The organism is Actinopolyspora alba (assembly GCF_900112765.1).
GTDB classification, from domain to species: Bacteria; Actinomycetota; Actinomycetes; order Mycobacteriales; family Pseudonocardiaceae; genus Actinopolyspora; species Actinopolyspora alba.
The window spans coordinates 89,367-108,704 of the sequence record NZ_FOMZ01000005.1; the positions used below are offsets into that span (position 1 = coordinate 89,367).

Consider the following 19,338-nt stretch of genomic DNA (forward strand, 5'->3'; position numbering starts at 1 on the left):
TGTCGCCCGCTGTCGAGAGGGGGCCAGTACTGCCCGCCCCGATGATCACCGCTTCACCCGCTGGTTCATCTCCTGCGTCGTCCGCTCCGGCGTCTGCCGGGAACAAGCGTGACCTCCCGGAGGCCGTGAGTCAAGAGCTCCACACCGCATCACTCTCCCGACGGAAAACAGGATCACTCGATGTGGTTAGGAACCACTCCGTGCGCTGCTGCTGTCACTGTACGCCGCGATCGGCGTCACATCGTCCGCGCTCCACTCCTTCGGCGATCGGCGACCGCGAGGCCCCCCAGGAGGCGCGAGCGCCTTCCCCGCCGCCACGAACACCGCCCCGTTACTCGTCACCCGACAGCGCTCGAACGCCGGAAAAACGTTGTGTATTCCCACAGTGCGGACAACCGACGCGAATTTTTGACCGATACCCCGGCGGAGCCGCACGGGACGCTCGTATCGTCTGCAGCGAGCAGCGGGCATGGCACGATCGAGAGGTGACCGTGCGGAATCATGATCCTACTCTATGGACGCTGCCGGCCTCCAGGAGCCGGCCCCGGTTTCGCACCGGCGGTGACACGGGAGAACAGGATGGACAACAAGGTGAACCAGCAGGACCGAACTCCCCGGGACGACCGGACCGAACGTCCGACGCCGGAACAGGGGGCGAGCGGCACCGGAAACAGCTGGTTCACCAACGAGGTGGACGAGTCCCCCTCACCCGAGCAGCCGGGGCAGCGGGAGCCGGGACAGCGAGAGTCGCGGCAGCAACAACCACAACAGCAACAGCGGGGCACGGCCGTCACCCATTCGGCGGCCGCTCGTGCCGCCGCCCCTCGCTCGGCGGAGCAGGACGCCGAACAGCGATACGCGGACGCGCTCGCCGCGCTCAACCGGATGATGAGCACCTTCGACTTCAAGGAACTGTCCTGGGTCACCGAGGTGCTGCGCGCCACGGCCGGAGCGCTGCCGGAGCAGGACCCCTCTCGTCCCGGGGTGCTCAACAACCTGGGAAGCGCCGCCCAGCTCGCGCACCTCGCCTCCGGTGATCTCGCGCACCTGGAGGACGCGGTGTCCTACTACCGCTCCGCCGCGGAGGCGGCGAGCAGCGACGATCCGGACGTGGTCCTCTACCTGAGCAATCTGGCACTGGCACTGACCGACTGCGCCGGCCGCAAGGGCTCGGCCGAACAGGCAGTCGAGGCGGTCGACGTCGCCCGACTCGGGGTCGAGCGCACCGGCACGGCCGGGGCGGGGGGCACGGACTCCGACTCGGCGGACCTGCCGCGCCATCGGGACACCGCGCTGATCCGGCTGGGAAACGCGCTGAAGCTGCACGCCAGGCTCGCGGCCGACAACGACTCGGACGACGAGTCGATCGAGGTCTTCCAGGCCGCGCTGCGGGAATCGAGCGGCCAGGACGGTGCGCAACGTCCCGAGGGCCCGGACCTGATGATCAGCCTCGGCTCGGCACTGCTGCGCAGACACGAGCGAACCACCGATCCGAACGACCTCGACGAGGGGATCAAGTACCTGCGCACCGGCGTGGGGATGCTCCCGGACGGACAGCACCGCCGTTGGATGCTGCTGCGGTTCGCGGAGGCGCTGCGGTTGCGCTACCGCCAGCGGGGCGACCTGACCGACCTGCAATCGGCGATCAACGAGCTGTTCGGGGTGCTCGACGACCTGGAGTCGGGCAACCCGGTGCTGGGCAAGCTGATCTGGAACCTCACTTCGGCGACGGTGGAGCACCTGGACAGCAGTGGCGAGTCCGGCAACCTCTACCGCGCGTTGAAAACGATCAGCCCGGTGATGCGCAACCTGGCCACCGACGATCCGAACCGGGCCGTGGCGCTGGCTAGCTACGGAGCGCTGGCCCGCAGGCACTACCTGCACGCGGGCAACACGGCGGCACTGGACACCGCCGTGGCCGCGGGTGAGGCGGCGCTGGATGCCGAGACCACGGCGCCCAAGCGCTGCGCGGTCCTCAACTCGCTGGCCTCCACACTGATCACGCGGTTCGAACGGGCGGGCCAGCAGTCCGACCTGGATCGCGCCCACGCCGCCGCCAGTGAGGCGCTGCAGGACTCCGAACAGCGCACCGCGCCGCAGTACACCGCCTACGCGCAGCTGGGTGTGGTGTCCACGCACCAGCACCGGCTGAACTCGCGCAACGACGAGTTGGAAACGGCGATCGAGATGTTCGACAGAGCACTGATCGCCATGCCGGACTCGGCACCGGAACGCGTCACGGTCGCCACCCATCTCGGCCGCGCGCTGCAGACCCTGCACCGCCGCACCGGCAGGCGGAAGCTGTACCGGTGGGCTCGCAGAACGCTGACCGAGGCGGCCACACTGCCTACCGGCCCGGCCGATCAACGGCTCAAGGCCGCCAACCTGTGCGGCAGGCTCGCGGCGCAGGCGCACCGCTGGTCCGAGGCACTCGAATCGTTCACGCTGGCCGTCGAGCTGCTTCCGCTGGTCACACAGGGCAAGCGCGCGGTCGCGACCCCGACGGTGCAGCGCCGCTGGGCCCACGTGACCGCCGACGCGGCGGCCTGCGCGATCGAGGTGGGCAAACCGGAACGGGCCGTGGAGCTGCTGGAGCACGGACGTGCGGCGCTGCTTTCCGAGCTGATGCCCGCCGGCAGCGAGCTCGGGCAACTCAACCTGACCCATCCGGACCTGGCCACCGACGCGGTGCGGCTGCGCAGGCTGCTGGACCGCCACCCCGAGGAGCCGATCCTAGGCGGGGTGGACGTCATCGACGACGTGCGGCGCAGGCGCTGGTTGGCGGACACCTGGGACGAGTTGCTCGGCGAGATCCGGAACGAGTCCGGCGGTGATCGGATGCGGCCGTGGTCCTTCGACACCCTGGCATCGGCCGCCGACGAGGGCGCGGTCGTGCTGGTCAACCTGAGCGAGTTCCGTTCGGACGCGGTGATCGTCTTCGGCGGTCGTGCTCTGGTGGTCCGGCTGCCCGGCGTGACACCGGAGCTGGCCGAGGAGCACGCCGCCTCCGCGCTGAACGCGGCGCAGCAGGCACAGCGCACGGCCGACACCGAACGCACCCTCGGTATAACGCTGGACTGGCTGTGGCAGCACGTCACACGCCCGGTGCTGGAACGGATGGGGTACACCCGTACGCCGCCCCAGGGGGCGCGGTGGCCCAGGCTGTGGTGGAGCACGCAGGGTGCCGCGGCCTTCCTCCCGCTGCACGCGGCGACCTCGACCGCCGGGGACAGCGCGTTGGACCGCGTGGTGTCCTCGCACACGCCGGGACTGCGCGTGCTGCTGACGACGAAGCGGCGGCGGGAACGGACGGGGGCCGACACGGCGCTGATCGCGGGTCCCTCCGACGAGCGGACTCCCGAGCAGCCGGGCAGGATCCCGGCACGGCACTGGTCCTCGGCGACCGCGATGTCGGAGCGCGACCACACCGCCGATGACGTGTTCGCCGCGTTCGGGCACCACCAGCTGATCCACGTCTGCGAGCCGAGCACGCAGCACGCCGCCCAACCCGCGGCCGGACTGGTGCTGGACCGGGAGGACCGCGCCAGGTCGCTGAACCTGCTCGACATCGGGCAGCGTGACTTCGGGGACGCGAAGTTCCTCTGCCTGGCCAGGTGCAGAACGAAGGACACCCCGTCGGCGGCCGCGCTGACGATGGCGGGGGCGTTCGCCTTCATCGGATTCGCGCACGTGATCAGCACGCTGTGGGCGATGCACCGGGGTCCGGCGGAGGACGTGCTGGCGGCGCTGTACGCGGAGCTGGCGCGCGACGGCGAGTTCCGCGCCGAGTTCTCCGCGGGAGTGCTGCACGCGACCACGCGCCGACTGCGGCGGCGCTATCCGGAGGCACCGACGCTGTGGGCCGGTTACACCCACGTGGGGGTCTGAACGTCGGTTCGGCGGAGCGCGCGGCGGTGGCGTCGATTTCGCGCGAAACCGACGCGCACGTGGGGCCGCGCACGTGACTGCCGCGCACGTGAGTACCGGGAGTGCGCCCCACTGCCGCCCGGCGGTGGTGAGGTATCCCGGTCGAGCGGCCCCGGTCGACCCCGTAACGGGTTGTCAGAGCTGGGTCATTCAGAGCTGGGTCATTCAGAGCTGGGTCATGCTGCTGATCTTCCACTGGTCACCGCGTTTCACCGCGACGACGCTGAGCTGTGCCGGGTAGACACCGCCTTCGCCGCTCTCGGTGCGGGTGGCGTTCTGGTTGACGAACAGCAGCACCTCGGCGCGCCCGTCCCGCAACATCGTCACCCCGGACTCGGCGACGGTGGTGGTCAGCACCATCTTCTGTTTGGGGGCCTGCTCGCGCACCGTTCGGAACATCTTGTCGTACTGCTCGACCGAATCGCCGACCAGAACGTTGCCCGCCGCCTGCTCGGTTTTGTCCATATTGGAGTAGTCGAAGGAGAAGATCTTCTCCACGGCCTTGCCGACCTGGCCCTTCACCTCGCTTGTCGCCGACTCGTCCACCAGGGCCCGGTTGGCCGCCGCGCCACCGTGCCGCAGCGTGTGAGCGGAGTACTGGAACCAGCAGGCCAGCCCGGCGAATCCCACGGTCAGCGCCAGCAGCACGGCCGTGAGCACTTTCCGGTTGCTCCGCGCCGAACCGCTGCCTGCGGTCGCCCCGGAACCACGGTCCGGACCGTCCGGGCCGGTGTCGCCCGAGTCCGAGCTGTCGGAGTCCGGGCTCTCGGCGGCCGGGCTCTCGGCGGCCGGGCTCTCGACGACCGGGCTCTCGACGACCGGGCCGTCCGAATCAGAACTACCCGAATCCGGGCCGTCCGAGAGGTCCTCCCCCTCGTGGCCGGGGAGCGGCTCGTGTCGCTGTTCGGCCGTGTCGTCGGTCGCGGCCGAGGCAGCCGCCGATTCGGTCTCCGGCGCGGTGTTCGTTCCCTCCGCCTCGGGTAAGCCCTCGCCCTCCTCGGGCAACTCCGTGCTCCTCTCCGGCGCGCTGCCACCGGCGGAGGTGATCGATGGCTCGGTCCCGGCCGGAGCCGCGTCGCCCGCACCGGTGGGTTCGTCGACCGAAACGTCGCCGGAGGAGTCGACTGGCGACTCGGCGGACGAATCGACGGACGAGTCGGCGGCGACATCACCGGTGACCTCGGGGGTTCGGGCGTCGTCACCGGCCGCGGCACGGTTGCGCGCACCGGCCACGCGCGGCTTGCGCACGGCGGAACCGCCTCGGCCGCGGCCTGCGGGACGGCGAGAGTTGCTCACGGGTGTTCTCCTTGCACGAAAACTGCGTTACCGACCGGTCTCGTGGTGGTCGTGACGGAGCGATGTCGAGTGGTGCCGAGCGACACCGCTCACCCCGCGCTCGGGGTCATCCGGTTCAGCTTCCACTGCCCGTCGGTCCTGGTGAGTTCGGCCCGGACCCGCCAACGGCTGGTGGTCGGCTTGCCGCCGTCCTCGGTCTTGGTGATCTTGTAACTGGCGATCATCCGGGCCTTGCCCTGCCGCGTGTTCAACTCGGTCAGGGCCGAGGCCAGGATCTCGGCCTCGGTGACCGACTTGGCCTTGGTCACCTGCTCGACACGCTGCTCCCGGCTGCCCTTGAGCACCTCGCGCAGCGGCCCGGTGGTCCCGTCGATCGCGCGCCGCATGTCCTGCTTCACCCTGCGGTGGTCTATCGAGTTGAAATTGATCACCGCCTGTCTTCCGGCGCGCAACACGCGATCCCGGGTGACCGCCAGCTCCACGTCGGAGTCGTTGGCCGCGAGCGCCCAGGAGACCCCGAATCCGCCCGCCGAGAGCACGCTCGCGACGAGCAGCACCACCGCCACCGGCACCATCCGCCAGCGGCGGGGCCGCAGCAGTGCCGAGACCGCCGATCTCATAAGAGTTCCTTCCCGAACGAGTGACGAACCGGCGCGGTGTCCCGATCGCGGACCGGGACACCGCGCCCATCCGCTGTTTCGCGCTGTCGCTGTTTGGCGCTGTCGCTGTTTCGCGCTGTCGCTCCGGTGCCGTCGTCAGTTACCAGGCGCGTTGTGAGATCCGCGTACAGCGGTGGGGCTTCCCTCCGGAACCTCGCAACGCGCGTCGGTGTTCAGCGGTACCGCGCCCAGCTCGTTGCCCGCGCGGCGCTCGGTGCTCTCGTACACGCAGGGCACCGGGTCGAAGATGTTGAGCGCCAGCCCGAAGTGCGCGGAACCGTCCCCGGGAGCGACGGTGAAGCCACCGGCGCTGACCGCGGGATAGGTCACGAACAGCTGCTCCAGCCCGGCACTGTTGTCCGAGAGCGCCCTGGCGGTGGGGATGCCGTTGGCCAACAACGAGGAGAGCGCGGGACCGGTGGTGCGCAGCACCCCGCTGACCTGCTGAGCGGCTTCCGGTGCGCGGTCCAGCACCGCGCGGATGTCGCCGTCGGACTTCTCGAGCTGTCGCGACACCAGCCGCAGGTCCTCGCTGAACGACCTGATGGCCGAGGACTGGTCGTTCTGCGTCTCCAGCACCGTGGCCGCGTCGGAGAGCAGCCGCTTGGTCTGCGGCAGGTGGCGCTGCGCCTCGGCGGTGAACTCGCCCGTGGTGTCCAGGATGCGTTGCAGGTTCCCGCCGTTTCCCTCGAAAGCGGTTCCCAGCTCGTCGACGACGGTGCGCAACGAGTCCTCGGGCACCGACTCGACGAAGGAGTCCAGATCGGTGAGCAGGTCCTCGACGGGCAGCGGGGTCTCGGTGTTCCGCTCGCGGATCACCGAGCCGTCGTGCAGGTAGGGGCCGTCGGAGTTCTTCGGCCGCAGGTCCACGTACTGCTCACCGACCACCGAACGGTTCGCCACGACCGCCCGCACGTCGGTGGGTATCCGCGGCGCGGCGGGCTCGATGTCCAGCGGAACCCGCACGCCGTCCGGGGTGAGTTCGAGTTCGCCGACCCGCCCGACCTGCACCCCCCGGTAGGTGACCTCGGCGTTGGGGAAGATGCCGCCGGAGTCGGCCAGCTGGACGGTCACCACGTAACCGCGCGGCCCGAACAGCCGATCCAGTCCCGCGTACCTGGCTCCGGCGTAGCTGACCCCGACCAGCGCCACGACGAGGAAGGCCGCGATCTGCACACGTACCTTGCGGGTGAGCATCAGTCACCTCCGAACAGGAAGTCGAGGAAACCGCCGTCGTCCTCTCCCGAGGACTCGCCCCCCTCGGTGGAGGGTTCCGTGGGTTCGGGCGAATCGGCCGTGCTCGGCTGTCCACCCTGCCCGCTGCCCTGCTCGGCGGCCCCCGAGGACCGGCCCGAGGATCCGGAGGACCCCGAGGCCAGCGGCAGCGGCATGTCGGGAAGCTGGGAGCCGCTCGATTCGCCGGGCAGATCGAGCAACGGTTGTCTGCTGCGTCCGAGGTTCTCGGTGATGCGCGAGATGTTGAGGTCGACATCCATGTACAGATTGGTGTAGTCGCCCTTGATCCCCTTCACGGCGGCGTCGGTGAAGGGGTAGGTGAACAGGATCTGCAACGACTTCGGCAGGTCCGAACCGGCGGCGGCGAGGTTGCGCAGCACCGGTTGCAGCTCGCGCAGGTTGTGCAGGATGTCCTGCCTGGTCTTGTCGATCACGTCGGTGGCGACGCCGGAGAGCTTGTCCAGCGACTCCAGCATGGTCACCAGTTGCTGCCGCTGCCGGTTCAGCACCTTCAGGCCGGGTTCGAGGTCCCGCAGGGCGGACTCGATGTTGCCGCGCTGTTCGCGGAGCGTGGCGCTGAGCCGGTTGACGCTGTCCAGCGCGGCGGTGATGTCGTCCTTGCTCTCGTCCAGCTCGCCGACCAACTGGTCCATGTTGGACAGCAGGTCGCGGACCTGGGCCTCACGACCGTCCAGGGCCTTGTTGAGCTCCTCGGCGATGTTCTGGATCTGGGCGATACCACCGCCGTTGAGCAGCATGGACAGCGCGCCGAGCACTTCCTCGACCTCGGGGCCGCGCCCGGTCCGCCCGTTGGGGATCACGTCCCCCTCGCCGAGTTCGCCCTTCGGTTCCTCGGAGTCCGGCGGCGGGTAAAGCTCCACGTACTTCTCGCCCAGCAGGCTGGACTGTTCGATCTTGGCGAGCGCGTTGCCCGGCAGGTCCACCTTGTCGTGGACGGTCATGGTCACCTCGGCCCGCCAGGAGTCCGCGAGGAGTTCGACGTCCGAGACCCGGCCGACCGGCACGTCGTTGACCCGGACACCGGCGTTGGGCACCAGGTCGGTGACGTCGTCGAACCGCGCCTTGACGGTGTAGGGGTCGTCCCCCACGTCGGCCCCGCCGGGCAGTGGCAGGCTGTGCACCCCGTTGAAGTCGCCGAGTCCGCAGCCGCTGGTGACCAGCAGGGTGGTCAGCAGCGCCAGCGAGACCCGACGCAGCGGCCGGAACCGCACGGTGGTGGTTCGAGTGATGGTGGTCCGAGCGTCAGCGGGGTCGGACGATGTGTGCGGCGTGGACATCACTGTCCTTTCGATCCGGACCCTTGCGAGCCCTGGAAGAGCTCGTCGCTGCTGCGGCGCAGCGGCAGCGGCAGGTCTGGCTTGCCGCCCTGCTGCAGCTTGGCGATGGTCTCCGTCGGGTCGAGCAGTTCACCGCCGTTGCCCAGGAACGAGCTCACCGACTCGCAGCCGTCGCGCAATCCCGACGGCACGTTCGCCAGCGAGCCCTGCTGGCTTTCCGGCCTGATCTGCTTGAACAGCTTGCACAGCAGCACCAGCGGGGGCTGCCGCAGCTCGTTGAGATTGGCCCTGGTGTCCAGCGTCCCGGAAGCGGCGTTGTAGGAGTTCTGCAGGTTGCCCAGCGCCAGGGGCGCGTCGGTCAGCGTCTCGCGCAGCGCCTTGTTCTGCTCGGCCAGCACCTTGGCGACCGAGTTGAGCTGCTCGACGTTGCTGCGCAGCTTCTCGCGGTTGTTCCGCACGAACTTCTCGATCTTGTCCAGCGCCAGGGCGAGTTCGGACAGCGCCGTGTCGAGGTCGTCTCGCTGCGAGGCGAGCAGCTGATTGATGTCGCGCATCTGACTGTTGAAGTCGCGGACCTGCTCGTCGTTCTCGGCGAGGTTGGAGGTGATGCGCTGCAACTGGTCCACTGTGGAGAAAAGGTCCTCGCTGCTGCCGGACAGCGTGCTGCCCGCCTCGCCGAGGTCGCGCAGCGTGCGGGAGATCAGCTCCCCGTTGCCCTCCAGGGTTTTCGCGCTGGTGCGCAGCAGCCTGCTCAGTTCGCCGTTGGAGTTGGCGCCCTCCGGGCCGAGCGCGGTGGAGAGTTCGTTGAGACTCCGGTAGACCTCGTCGATCTCCACCGGCGTCACGGTGCGCTCGTTGGGGATGGTCGCCCCGGCGGCCAGCTTCGGACCGCCGTCGTAGACCGGGGTCAGCTGCACGAACCTGCCGCTGACCACGCTGGGCGAGATCACCGCCGCTCCCGCGTCGGCGGGAACCTCCAGCGAGCGGCGCACGCTCAGCTCCACCCGGACCCGGTTCGGTTGCGGTGTCACGGTGTCGATGCTTCCCACCTGGACACCGAGCACACGCACCTCACCGCCCTCGTAGAGGCCGACGGCGTTGTCGAAGTAGGCGACGATGCGGCGCTGGTCCACCCCGTGGAACACCCACCACACGGTCGCGGTGACCAGCAGCGCGAGCACGCTTCCCAGCGCCAGCGTCCTGGTCAGGGGAGGTTTGCCGAGTCGGTTCATGGCAGGCAGCCCTCCTGGTTGATCGGGCCGACCGCGGGTGGCAACAGCCCGCAGAGGTAGACGTCGAACCAGCGGCCGTTGCCGAGCACGTTGGAGAACAGCCGGGTGAACGGCGCCATGCGCTCGATGCTCTTGCCGAGGTTCTCCTGGTTGCGCTGCAGCAGCTCGGTCACCTCGTCCAGCTGCCGCAGCGCGGGCCCCAGCTGCGCCGAGTTCTCCTCGACCAGGCCGGTGATCTGGCGGGACAGTTTCGTGACCCCGTCCAGCAGTGACTTGATCGCGTCCCTGCGCTGCCGCAGTTCAGCGAGCAGCCGGTTGCCGTCCCGCAGCAGTTTCTCGATCTCGGTGTTGCGCTCGGCGACGGTGGTGGTCACCTTGTTCGTCTTGTCCAGCAGTTCCTTGAGCTGGCGGTCCCGTTCGGAGATGGTGTTGGACAGTCGGGACAGCCCCCGCAACGTGCCGCGCATCTCCTCCGAGGTGCCGGAGAGGGTGTTCGACAGGGTGCGGAAGCTCTTGGCCAGCTGCGCGGTGTCGACCTTGTCGACGGTTTCGGACAGCTGGCTGAAGGTCTCGATGACGTCGTAGGGCGACATGGTGCGGCGTAATGGGATCGGCTCGGAAGTGGACTGGCGGCTCTCACCCTTGGTGTCGAGGGCGAGGTACTTCTTGCCGAGCAGGGTGCCGACCTTGATCGCGGCCACGGTGCCGTCGCCCACCCAGGCGTCCCGAACGTCGAAGGTGACCTTGACGTGGGCGTTGTCCAACTCGACCCCGGTGACCGATCCGACCTTCACCCCGGCCACGCGCACGGTGTCGCCCTCGGCGAGGCCGCCCGCCTCGCTGAAGTTGGCGGTGTAGGTGGTGCCGGAGACGAACGGCAGGCTCTTGTAGTTCATCGCCAGCAGGAATCCCACTACCAGCACCAGCAGCCCGGCGATGCCGATCTTGATCGGGTCGCGTTTCCGGAAGGACTTCATGGGCGACACCTCGGCTGGGTAACCGGCATCAGCGGCAGCGGGATGTCGGTCTCCCCCACACCGACCGTGCCGGAGACCTCGCAGACGTAGAAGTTGAACCAGGAGCCGTAGCTCGCGGTCCTGCTGATGGTGTTGAGCTTTTCGGGCATGTTGCGCAGGAAGTCGCGCACGTCCGTCTTGTTCTCGTTGAGGTTGGCCGAGACCTCGCGGAGTCCGGCGATGTCCTGCTGCAGCGGTGGTCTCGCCTGCTCGACCAACCCGGCGGTGGTGTTGGTCAGCTCGTCCATCGCGGTGATGGCGCTGCCCACGGAACCGCGGTCGGAGGACAGGCCGGAGACGAACTCCTGCAGCTGGGACACCAGCCCGGAAAGCTGGTCACGACGGTCGTTGACCGTGGTCAGCACCTTGTTGAGGTTGTCGATGACCTGGCCGATGACCTTGTCCTTCTCGGCGATGGTCTTGGTCAGCGAGGCGGTGTGGGTTAGCAGGCTCTTCACGGTGCCCGCCTCCCCCTGCAGCACCTGGATGATCTCGAAGGAGAGCTTGTTGACCTGCTTCGGTGACAACGCCTGGAACAGCGGCTGGAACCCGCCGAGCAGCGCGTTGAGGTCCAGTGGTGGCTGGGTGCGTTCCAGCGGGATGGTCGAGCCCGCCGACAGGTAGTCGTCCACCTCGCCCGCGCCCTGCCGCAGTGACACGTAGCGCTCCCCGATCAGGTTGCGCCACTTCACCGCGGCACGGGTCGACTTCGGCAGTCGCTGTTCGGAGACTGTGAAGTCCACAGCGGCCGTACCGTGGTCGACCAGCCCGATGCTTTCCACCTGGCCGACCTTCACACCGGAGACGCGCACGTCGTCGCCGGCTTTCAGCCCGGTGACGTCGGTGAACAACGCGGTGTAGGACTTCGACTCGCGCAGCCCCTGGTTGGCGATGGTCAGGATCAGCGCTCCGGTGGCGAGCACGGTGACCAGCACGAAGATCGTGAACTTGACCAGCGGGCCGGTGATGGAACGTCCGCTCATTCGTAGCTCACCTCGCTTCCGCGCAGCAGCGGCCCCACGAGCAGCGAACTCCATCCGGGAACCCGCTCGGGGGAAACGTTCATCGTGGGGGCGAGCACGGTGGAGACGAACTCGCGCTCGGCCGGGGAGTTCACCAGCTCGCTGCCGGTGGTGGCCGACTGCGGCGAGGTGCTCGCCGCCGAGTCGTCGCCCCCGCCGCCCGAGGAGCCGCCCGCCGAGGAATCACTGGCCGGGGAATCACTGGCCGGGGAATCGGCACCCTCACCGCTGGTGGGCAGGTAGTCCTCGATGCCCGAGGGCGGGTTGAGCCCGCCGTTGGAGGTCCTGGCCGGCGGTGGCTTGTAGGAGCCGTCCTTGACGGGGCCGTCCGGCGGGTACTGCGGGAAGGGGGTGGGCGCGTTCTCGAAGTTGTAGCAGCGGGGACCGCGCTTGTCCCGAAAGGCCGGCTCGTCCCTGCCGGGGACGTACTTGCCCCGGTCGGAGGTGATCTCCAACGTGATGTGCAGCCCAGGTTCGTCGGTGCCCTTGCCGAAGGCCCGGTCGATGCGGGGGATGAACTCGGCCATGTCGTCGAGGAAGCACCGGTACTCCGGCGCGTACTTGGCCAGTACGTCCATCGTGGGCCGTGCCGAGGAGTTGAGCCGGATCAGGTTGTCGCGGTTCTCGGCCAGGAACCCCCGCAGGTCGTCGGAGGTCCTGGTGGTCTGCCGCGTCAGCACGCGCAGCTGCTCGCGTTGTTCCACCAGCGTCCTGGACGTGGTGGTCAGGTTGTCCAGCGCGTTGAGCACGTCCGGTGCCGCCTGCTCGTAGGTGCGGGCGAAACCGACGACCTCGTGGAGATTGCGCTTGAGGTCGGGGATCGACGGATTGATCCCCTCCAGGTAGGTGTTCAGCCGCGTGAGGGTGCGGCCGATGTCCTCGCCGCGCCCGTCCAGCGCGGTGCTCAGCGCGTTGAGGGTGGCCGAGAGCTCGGAGGGCTGCACCGCGCGCAGCACCTCCAGCGTGTCGGAGAGCACGTTCTGCAGTTCCACCGAGGTCTCGGTGCGGTCCTGGGTGATCACGTCCCCTTCGGACAGATGCGTGCCGGCCGGCCGGTCGGGGATCCGCAACGAGACGTAGCGGGAACCGAACAGCGACTTCGGCAGCAGCCGGGCGGTGACGTTGGACGGGATGCTGTCGACCTTGTCCGGCTCCAGGGCGAGCCGCAGCGTCGCTCCGTCACCCGACGCACTCACCTCGCGCACCTTGCCGACCAGCATCCCGCGCACCTTCACGTCGGAGCGGGGGCGCAGCTGGTTTCCGGCGGACGCGGCGCGCAGCTGCACCTCGACCACGGGTTTGAAGGCCTTCTGGTAGATCGCCACGGTCAGGCTGACGAACAGCACCATGCTCATCAGCAGCGCCAGGCCCATCAGGCGCCGCTTGACCGGTCCGGGTCCGCGCCTGCTCATCCGGCGATCCGAACCGTGGTCGTCGAGCCCCAGATGGCGAGGCTGAGCAGCAGGTCGAGCACCGCCGTGGACACGATCGCCGTGCGCACGGCGCGGCCGACGGCGATTCCCACCCCGGCGGGACCGCCGCTGGCGCGGTAACCGAAGTAGCAGTGCGTCATGATCACCACCACGCTGAATACGAGCACTTTGCCGAAGGACCACAGCACGTCCTGCGGCGGCAGGAACAGGTTGAAGTACTTGTCGTAGGTACCGGGTGGCTGGCCGTAGACGAAGATCGTGACCGCGCGGGAGGCGAGGTAGGAGGTCAGCAGCCCCAGCACGTACAGCGGGATCACCGCCACGAAACCGGCGGTCACCCGCGTGCTGACCAGGTAGGGCAGGCTGGGGATGCCCATCACCTCCAGCGCGTCGATCTCGTCGGAGATGCGCATGGCGCCGAGTTGGGCGGTGAAACCGGAGCCGACGGTGGCCGACAGCGCCAGCCCGGCGACCAGCGGCGCGATCTCACGGGTGTTGAAGTAGGCCGAGACGAAACCGGAGAACGCCGCGGTGCCGAGCTGGTTCAGCGCGGCGTAGCCCTGCAGCCCGACCACGACACCGGTGAACATGGTCAGGCCGATCATCACGCCGACCGTGCCGCCGATCACCGCGAGCGCGCCGCTGCCGAAGCTGACCTCGGCCAGCAGCCGCAGGACTTCCCTGGAATAGCGAACGATCGCCTTGGGCAACCACACCAGCACCCGCAGGTAGAACGACATCTGGTCGCCCAGACCGTCCAGGGTCCGGAGTGGACGCCGCGCCACTTCGAGCGCGCGCCGGGAGATAGTGGTCATTCCCTCACAACCTCTGTGCCGGGAAGATCTGCAGGTAGAGCAGCGTGACGATGAAGTTCACGGCGAACAGCAGCAGGAACGTCACGACCACCGACTGGTTGACGGCCTCGCCGACCCCCTTCGGTCCCGGTGGCGGGTTGAGACCGCGGTGGGCGGCCACCACGCCCGCGATGAAACCGAAGATCAGTGCCTTGAACTCGCCCACCCAGATGTCGGACAGCCGCGCCAGCGAGCCGAAACTCGCCATGTAGGCGCCGGGCGTGCCGCCCTGCATGATCACGTTGAAGAAGTAGCCGCCGAGCACGCCGACCACGCTGACCATGCCGTTGAGCAGCACCGCCACCAGCATCGCCGAGAGCACCCTGGGCACGACCAGCCGCTGCACCGGCGAGACGCCGAGCACCTCCATCGCGTCGATCTCGTCGCGGATCTTGCGGGAACCGAGGTCGGCGCAGATCGCCGAACCGCCCGCACCCGAGATGAGCAGCGCGGTGACGATGGGGCTGGCCTGCTGGATGATGGCCAGCACGCTCGCGGCGCCGGTGAAGGCCTGCGCGCCGAGCTGCTGGGTCAGCGAGCCGAGCTGCAGCGCGATCACGGCGCCGAACGGGATCGCCACCAGCGCGGTGGGCATGATCGTGACACCGGCGATGAACCAGCACTGCTGGATGAACTCGCGCAGCTGGAACGGGCGCCTGGGCATCAGGCGGATCACATCGAGGCCGAGCGCGAACAACCTGCCGGTCTCGCGCAGTGCCCCGGTGCCCGGAATGTTGGTTCGGGTCGGAGCGCTCACCGCTCACCCCGCTTGCGCCAGAAGCGGCGGCGTTTGCGTCCGCCGGAGGCGGCGGGTTCGGCCGAGCCGACCGGCTGCGGCTGCTCCGGGGGGTGTTGTTCCGGAGCCCGCTGTTCGGGGGCGCGCTGTTCCGGTGCACGGCGCGGATGCGGCGTGGGCCGGGGCTGCGGCGAACCGGAGCTCGACGGGGTCTGCTCGGAGGCGGGTGGGACCTCCTGCCGCGGGGCCTCCGGTCCGGAGTGGTCCCCGCTCGGAGCACCCGCCTCCTCCCTGGGAAGTCGCGCCACCTGCTCGGTGGACAGTTCTCCCGCGAATCCGGCCTCGCCGGAGAGCCGCACCGTGTCACCGTTGTCGGTGCTCCACTGCTCGCCACCGAGGTAGACCGGGCCGGTGGGGACGTCCCCGGCCAGGCCGTAGCGGGCGCGTTCGGAATCGGAGAGGCTGTTGACCACGGCCTGCCGGGCCCCCGGTTCGAGCGAGTCGAGATCCGCCATGACCCGGTCCTGCCTGCGCCGCACCGCGACCCGCTCGGGAACTCCCGGCGAGATGCCCAGCTGCGGAATGATCTCGGGGACCCCCTGGTCCTCGCCGAGTTCGGCGAGTTCCGCGGCGGTCTGCCCGGAGTCCTTCTCCTCGCTCATCCCGATGGGACCGGCCCTGCGGCCGTTGAGGAACTGCTCCACGGCGGGTTCGGTGGAGGTCAGCAGCAGCTCCCTCGGCCCGAACATGGCGAGGTGACGCCGGTAGAGCATCCCGATGTTGTCCGGGACGGTGCGGGCGGTGTTGATGTCGTGGGTGACGATCAGGAACGTCGCGTCGGTCTGCGCGTTGAGATCGACGATCAGCTGGTTGAGGTAGGCCGTGCGCACCGGGTCGAGCCCGGAGTCCGGCTCGTCGAACAGGATGATCTCCGGTTCGAGCACCAGGGCGCGGGCCAGTCCGGCGCGTTTCTTCATGCCGCCGGAGATCTCGCCCGGCAGCTTCTCCTCGGAGCCGACGAGACCGACCATCTCCATCTTCTCGCCCACGATGCGGCGGACCTCGGTCTCGCCCTTCTTCGTGTGCTCCCGCAGCGGGAAGGCGATGTTGTCGTAGAGGTTCATCGAGCCGAACAGCGCGCCGTCCTGGAACAGCACGCCGAAGAGCTTGCGCACCTCGTAGAGCTGGCTCTCCGAGCAGTCGCAGACGTCCACCCCGTTGATGACGACCTTGCCGTGCTCCGGGTTGAGCAGACCGACCAGGGCCTTCAGAAACACCGACTTGCCGGTCCCGGAGGGACCCAGCAGCACGCTGATCTCGCCGGTGGGCAGCGTCAGCGTGACGTCGGACCAGATGTTCTGCGACCCGAAGGACTTGGAAAGTCCCTCGACGGCCACTTCGACACCCATCCGCACCTCCACGTCGCTCATCGGCACCCACGCCTGCACTCGGCCCGGGTAGCGGGTCAGGTGGGGAACCTGACAGCTGTGACACGCTTAACGAGCGTTGAACGCGTCACACCGGTCAACGAGCCCGGTGCGGCTGGGTTACTCCGGAGTTGCGAACGGATTTCGGCAGATGGGAAGCGGCGAATGTGCTCCTCGGGGGTGGGGACGCAGCGTGGCCGGTGCCCCACGGTGGAGCACCGGCCACGCACGACAATCCGTAACTCCTCAGGTCACAGCGAAGAAATCATTTGGGTGATACGCGGAACCGGATTGCGATCTCCTTCGCAGAACTGTTCGTTCCAGATCGCGTCATTATCGATGAACTTCTCACCGGTGGACAGCGAGACGAATACCCTTCCGTCGTCGCCGCGGCGGAACGTGACGATGTCGTCCCTGCCGTCACCGTTGAAATCACCAACACCCGGCTTCTCACCGGAGGGGGCGAAGTAATCGTGCCATACGCCTCCTCCCGCGAACTTCTCACCGGTGGACAGCGAGACGTAAACGAGGCCGTTGTCACCGCTGGTGAAGGTCACGATGTCGTCCTTGCCGTCACCGTTGAAATCCCCCACGCCGGGACGTTCCCCTTCGAGAGCGAAGCGCTCATGCCACAGGTCGTCGTTCTCGCGGAAGCTGTTTCCGGTGGACAGCGAGACGTAAACGTCGTCGGGACGCTTCGGATCGTCCTGCAGGAAGGTCACGATGTCGTCCTTGCCGTCACCGTTGAAATCCCCCACGCTCGCCGTTTCACCGGCGGGAGCGAAGTAACCGTGCCATTTCTCCATCGCGAGGAAACCGTCGCCGTCGGACAGCATCACATCGGCACCCGCTTCGGTGTCGGTATTGGGGAAGTTGACGATGTCGTCCCTGCCGTCACCGTTGAAATCACCGACGGCCGCGTTGTACACGGCACCGATGTCGCTACGCCACTTCTGGAACGATCCGAATTCGGAACCTTTCGACAACGCCACGTAAGCGTGGTGGCCTCCCGCCTCCTCGGAGGAAGCGATGAAGAGGTCGGTCCTGCCGTCACCGTTGAAGTCCCCACGGAGCTGTTCCGTGTTCTTGCCGATGATGTCGGCCTGTTTCGTCCTGACGGAGCCGAAGGAGGAGCCGTTGGAAGTGGCTATGTCGACGTCGCCCGAAGTGTGAGTGCTGTACGCGGCGATGTCCTCGTAGCCGTCGCCGTTGAAGTCGGTGCCGGCTTCGGTGGTCACGGTGGCCTCAACGGTGTTGGAGGCCGCTCCGTCACCGGTGGGGTACACCGGCACCACGCGGTAGTGCCAGGTCTGTCCGGCCCGGAGCGCTTCGTGCCGGAAAGAGGTTCCGGTGACGGTGCCCAGCAGGTTGTCCTGCCGCAGCGGCACCTCTGCGGCGGTGGCACCGTAAACCCGGTACTCAGTGGCACCCGCGTCCACCCAGCTGACCTCGTTCACGTGCTTGCTGCCCGGCTGCGCCGAAACTCCCATCATCCGGGAGTTGAGCCATCCGGTGATGTTGTCGGTGCGGGCGATGGTCGCCCCGCGCTCGGTGGTGTCCTCACCGAAGCAACCGTGCTGCCACGAAGCACTGTTCAGCCCCACCAGCTGCACTGTCTCGTTGACCAACCGCAGCACCGGACCACCGGCGTCACCCTTGCAGATGCTGGACTGCTCGGTAGTGCCCAGCACGCTGGCCGACCCACTCGACACCGACTGCACGTCGAACGTGCCGGTGTGCGCGGTGTTCGGCGTCCAATCGGTCGCGGTACGACCATAACCGGCCGACCGCAACGTCTCCCCACTACTGGCGCCCTCGGTCGTCAACGGCGCCGGAGTGATCCCCGAAATCGCGCTGCCCAGCTTGGCCAACACCAGATTCCGGTCGGTGCGCGGCACCAACTCCGTCACATCGGCGACCTGACCACCGTCGGTGGACAGATCCGCACGACCCACCGTGGCCGTGGTCGCCGTGTTCGGCGGGCCGGCAGGAACCGTCCCCGGCTGCGACGGGTCCTGCGCGAAGCAGGATGCCGCCGTGGCCACCCACCGCGGCGCCACCAGCACACCGGAGCAGGAGCGATCGCTGCCCACATCCACCTTGGCCAGGAACTCGTAACTGCCCTGCGGCACCTGCTGACCACCGCTGAGCGCGTGAGCAGGCAACCCGGCCAACACCGTCGCGGCCACCGTGGCCACACCGACGGCCAAACCACGTCTCGATCTAGAACTCGACAAAACCATTCCTTCTTCGATCAGTGAACTCCGCACCGCGCGTCCGGGATCGGACGCACAGCGTTCGAACCGCGCATCAAGCGAACAGCGCGATATCCCGCTCAGGAGACCCGCAACTCGACCAGGGTCGCCGGATCGTTGTCCGGAGGCTGCTGGCCCTCACCCACCGGGTTGTACTCACCCGGGCTCAGTTCCACCTGCTCGGTACTACCGTTGACCGTCAGTGACGCGTTCACGGTGTGATCATCACCCTGGATCGCGTACACCCGCGGAATCTCCATCTTGAGCCAACCCTGCGAGCCGATCACCTCGTAGCAGGACGAACCCAGCTCGACACTGTCCACAGTGATTACCGATTCCGTGGTGTCACAACTCGTCTTGACGATGTCCCCATCGCCCTCGATCAGCTTGATCCCGGTCTCGGCCTCGATCGCGGCGGCACCCGGATAGCTGTAATCCTCCACGATCGGCGGCGGCGCGCCCTCAGCCGCGACACCGGCGGCGCCGTCACCCGTGGCCGAGAAAGCCACGGCCACACCCGTCGAAGCCGCTAACAACCCGGTCAACCCGAGCACCGCACCTCGAAACGACCTACGCATAAACACCCGTCTTCCGCTTCAAAAATTCACCGCATTTCGCCCAAGCGCCGGGAACACGCTCCCGGTACGACGCGAAACACTGACAATAGATACACGCACACCCGGATAAATCAACAGATTTACACCGTTTATGATCAATACCATAACATGGCATATGCCATTGACAGGACTGGTCAAGACCCTTTTAGAAGCACGATTCGGCGCACCGAATATACCAACACAACGAATATGTCAATCGCACGATCGAACCAACAAGCCATAAAGCAGAACACCTGAAATCGACAGAAAAATACCCCCAAGAAGTGGGGTCATCATCATCGCCGACGAGCACGAACACCACTCGCCAGTTGGATGCACAATCTTCATTCG

General features: G+C 67.8%; 13 protein-coding genes and 1 pseudogene. 1 reads left to right on the top strand and 13 read right to left on the bottom strand.

Annotated features, from left to right (window positions below; genetic code table 11):
* The first annotated feature begins 579 nt into the window (after nucleotides 1-579).
* Nucleotides 580-3,888: a CHAT domain-containing protein gene (locus BM150_RS08560; protein WP_092926263.1), complete on the top strand. Its 3,309-nt coding sequence runs from the start codon at nucleotides 580-582 to the stop codon at nucleotides 3,886-3,888.
* A gap of 204 nt (nucleotides 3,889-4,092) precedes the next feature.
* Here the strand turns inward: BM150_RS08560 and BM150_RS08565 are convergent, their stop codons facing one another.
* From BM150_RS08565 to BM150_RS08625, 13 genes and pseudogenes are all read right to left on the bottom strand, one after another.
* On the bottom strand, nucleotides 4,093-5,223 hold the full coding sequence (locus tag BM150_RS08565) for a hypothetical protein (RefSeq protein WP_139219483.1): 1,131 nt from the start codon (nucleotides 5,221-5,223) through the stop codon (nucleotides 4,093-4,095).
* 89 nt (nucleotides 5,224-5,312) lie between these two features.
* On the bottom strand, nucleotides 5,313-5,843 hold the full coding sequence (locus BM150_RS08570; RefSeq protein ID WP_092925872.1) for a hypothetical protein: 531 nt from the start codon (nucleotides 5,841-5,843) through the stop codon (nucleotides 5,313-5,315).
* A gap of 135 nt (nucleotides 5,844-5,978) precedes the next feature.
* The gene (locus BM150_RS08575; protein WP_092925874.1) at nucleotides 5,979-7,079 is read right to left on the bottom strand and encodes an MlaD family protein; all 1,101 of its coding nucleotides are present in this window, start codon (nucleotides 7,077-7,079) and stop codon (nucleotides 5,979-5,981) included.
* Nucleotides 7,079-8,416 carry an MCE family protein gene (locus BM150_RS08580; RefSeq protein WP_092925876.1) on the bottom strand — a complete coding sequence of 446 codons (1,338 nt, stop codon included), beginning with the start codon at nucleotides 8,414-8,416 and terminating at the stop codon, nucleotides 7,079-7,081. Before BM150_RS08580 ends, BM150_RS08575 begins: the two co-directional genes overlap by 1 nt.
* On the bottom strand, nucleotides 8,416-9,648 hold the full coding sequence (locus BM150_RS08585) for an MCE family protein (RefSeq protein ID WP_092925878.1): 1,233 nt from the start codon (nucleotides 9,646-9,648) through the stop codon (nucleotides 8,416-8,418). The genes BM150_RS08580 and BM150_RS08585 overlap by 1 nt, the downstream gene beginning before the upstream one ends.
* Nucleotides 9,645-10,625 carry an MCE family protein gene (locus BM150_RS08590; protein ID WP_092925880.1) on the bottom strand — a complete coding sequence of 327 codons (981 nt, stop codon included), beginning with the start codon at nucleotides 10,623-10,625 and terminating at the stop codon, nucleotides 9,645-9,647. Before BM150_RS08590 ends, BM150_RS08585 begins: the two co-directional genes overlap by 4 nt.
* The gene (locus BM150_RS08595; protein ID WP_092925882.1) at nucleotides 10,622-11,647 is read right to left on the bottom strand and encodes an MCE family protein; all 1,026 of its coding nucleotides are present in this window, start codon (nucleotides 11,645-11,647) and stop codon (nucleotides 10,622-10,624) included. Before BM150_RS08595 ends, BM150_RS08590 begins: the two co-directional genes overlap by 4 nt.
* Nucleotides 11,644-13,098 carry an MCE family protein gene (locus BM150_RS08600; protein ID WP_092925884.1) on the bottom strand — a complete coding sequence of 485 codons (1,455 nt, stop codon included), beginning with the start codon at nucleotides 13,096-13,098 and terminating at the stop codon, nucleotides 11,644-11,646. The genes BM150_RS08595 and BM150_RS08600 overlap by 4 nt, the downstream gene beginning before the upstream one ends.
* Nucleotides 13,095-13,934 carry an MlaE family ABC transporter permease gene (locus tag BM150_RS08605; RefSeq protein WP_092626270.1) on the bottom strand — a complete coding sequence of 280 codons (840 nt, stop codon included), beginning with the start codon at nucleotides 13,932-13,934 and terminating at the stop codon, nucleotides 13,095-13,097. Before BM150_RS08605 ends, BM150_RS08600 begins: the two co-directional genes overlap by 4 nt.
* A gap of 4 nt (nucleotides 13,935-13,938) precedes the next feature.
* On the bottom strand, nucleotides 13,939-14,730 hold the full coding sequence (locus BM150_RS08610) for an MlaE family ABC transporter permease (RefSeq protein WP_092925886.1): 792 nt from the start codon (nucleotides 14,728-14,730) through the stop codon (nucleotides 13,939-13,941).
* Nucleotides 14,731-14,978: 248 nt separating this feature from the next.
* Nucleotides 14,979-16,118, bottom strand: a pseudogene (locus BM150_RS08615) (ABC transporter ATP-binding protein); the annotation flags it as partial.
* A 269-nt stretch (nucleotides 16,119-16,387) separates the two neighbouring features.
* Nucleotides 16,388-18,346: an FG-GAP-like repeat-containing protein gene (locus BM150_RS08620; RefSeq protein WP_175496739.1), complete on the bottom strand. Its 1,959-nt coding sequence runs from the start codon at nucleotides 18,344-18,346 to the stop codon at nucleotides 16,388-16,390.
* 125 nt (nucleotides 18,347-18,471) lie between these two features.
* Nucleotides 18,472-18,936: a hypothetical protein gene (locus BM150_RS08625; protein WP_139219485.1), complete on the bottom strand. Its 465-nt coding sequence runs from the start codon at nucleotides 18,934-18,936 to the stop codon at nucleotides 18,472-18,474.
* Nucleotides 18,937-19,338: the final 402 nt, after the last annotated feature.

What these genes read in the sequence shown, in the direction of transcription:
- BM150_RS08560 (WP_092926263.1), top strand. Translation starts at nt 580, where the DNA reads ATGGACAACAAGGTGAACCAGCAGGACCGAACTCCCCGGGACGACCGG.
- BM150_RS08570 (WP_092925872.1), bottom strand. Translation starts at nt 5,843, where the DNA reads ATGAGATCGGCGGTCTCGGCACTGCTGCGGCCCCGCCGCTGGCGGATG.
- BM150_RS08575 (WP_092925874.1), bottom strand. Translation starts at nt 7,079, where the DNA reads ATGCTCACCCGCAAGGTACGTGTGCAGATCGCGGCCTTCCTCGTCGTG.
- BM150_RS08580 (WP_092925876.1), bottom strand. Translation starts at nt 8,416, where the DNA reads ATGTCCACGCCGCACACATCGTCCGACCCCGCTGACGCTCGGACCACC.
- BM150_RS08585 (WP_092925878.1), bottom strand. Translation starts at nt 9,648, where the DNA reads ATGAACCGACTCGGCAAACCTCCCCTGACCAGGACGCTGGCGCTGGGA.
- BM150_RS08590 (WP_092925880.1), bottom strand. Translation starts at nt 10,625, where the DNA reads ATGAAGTCCTTCCGGAAACGCGACCCGATCAAGATCGGCATCGCCGGG.
- BM150_RS08595 (WP_092925882.1), bottom strand. Translation starts at nt 11,647, where the DNA reads ATGAGCGGACGTTCCATCACCGGCCCGCTGGTCAAGTTCACGATCTTC.
- BM150_RS08600 (WP_092925884.1), bottom strand. Translation starts at nt 13,098, where the DNA reads ATGAGCAGGCGCGGACCCGGACCGGTCAAGCGGCGCCTGATGGGCCTG.
- BM150_RS08605 (WP_092626270.1), bottom strand. Translation starts at nt 13,934, where the DNA reads ATGACCACTATCTCCCGGCGCGCGCTCGAAGTGGCGCGGCGTCCACTC.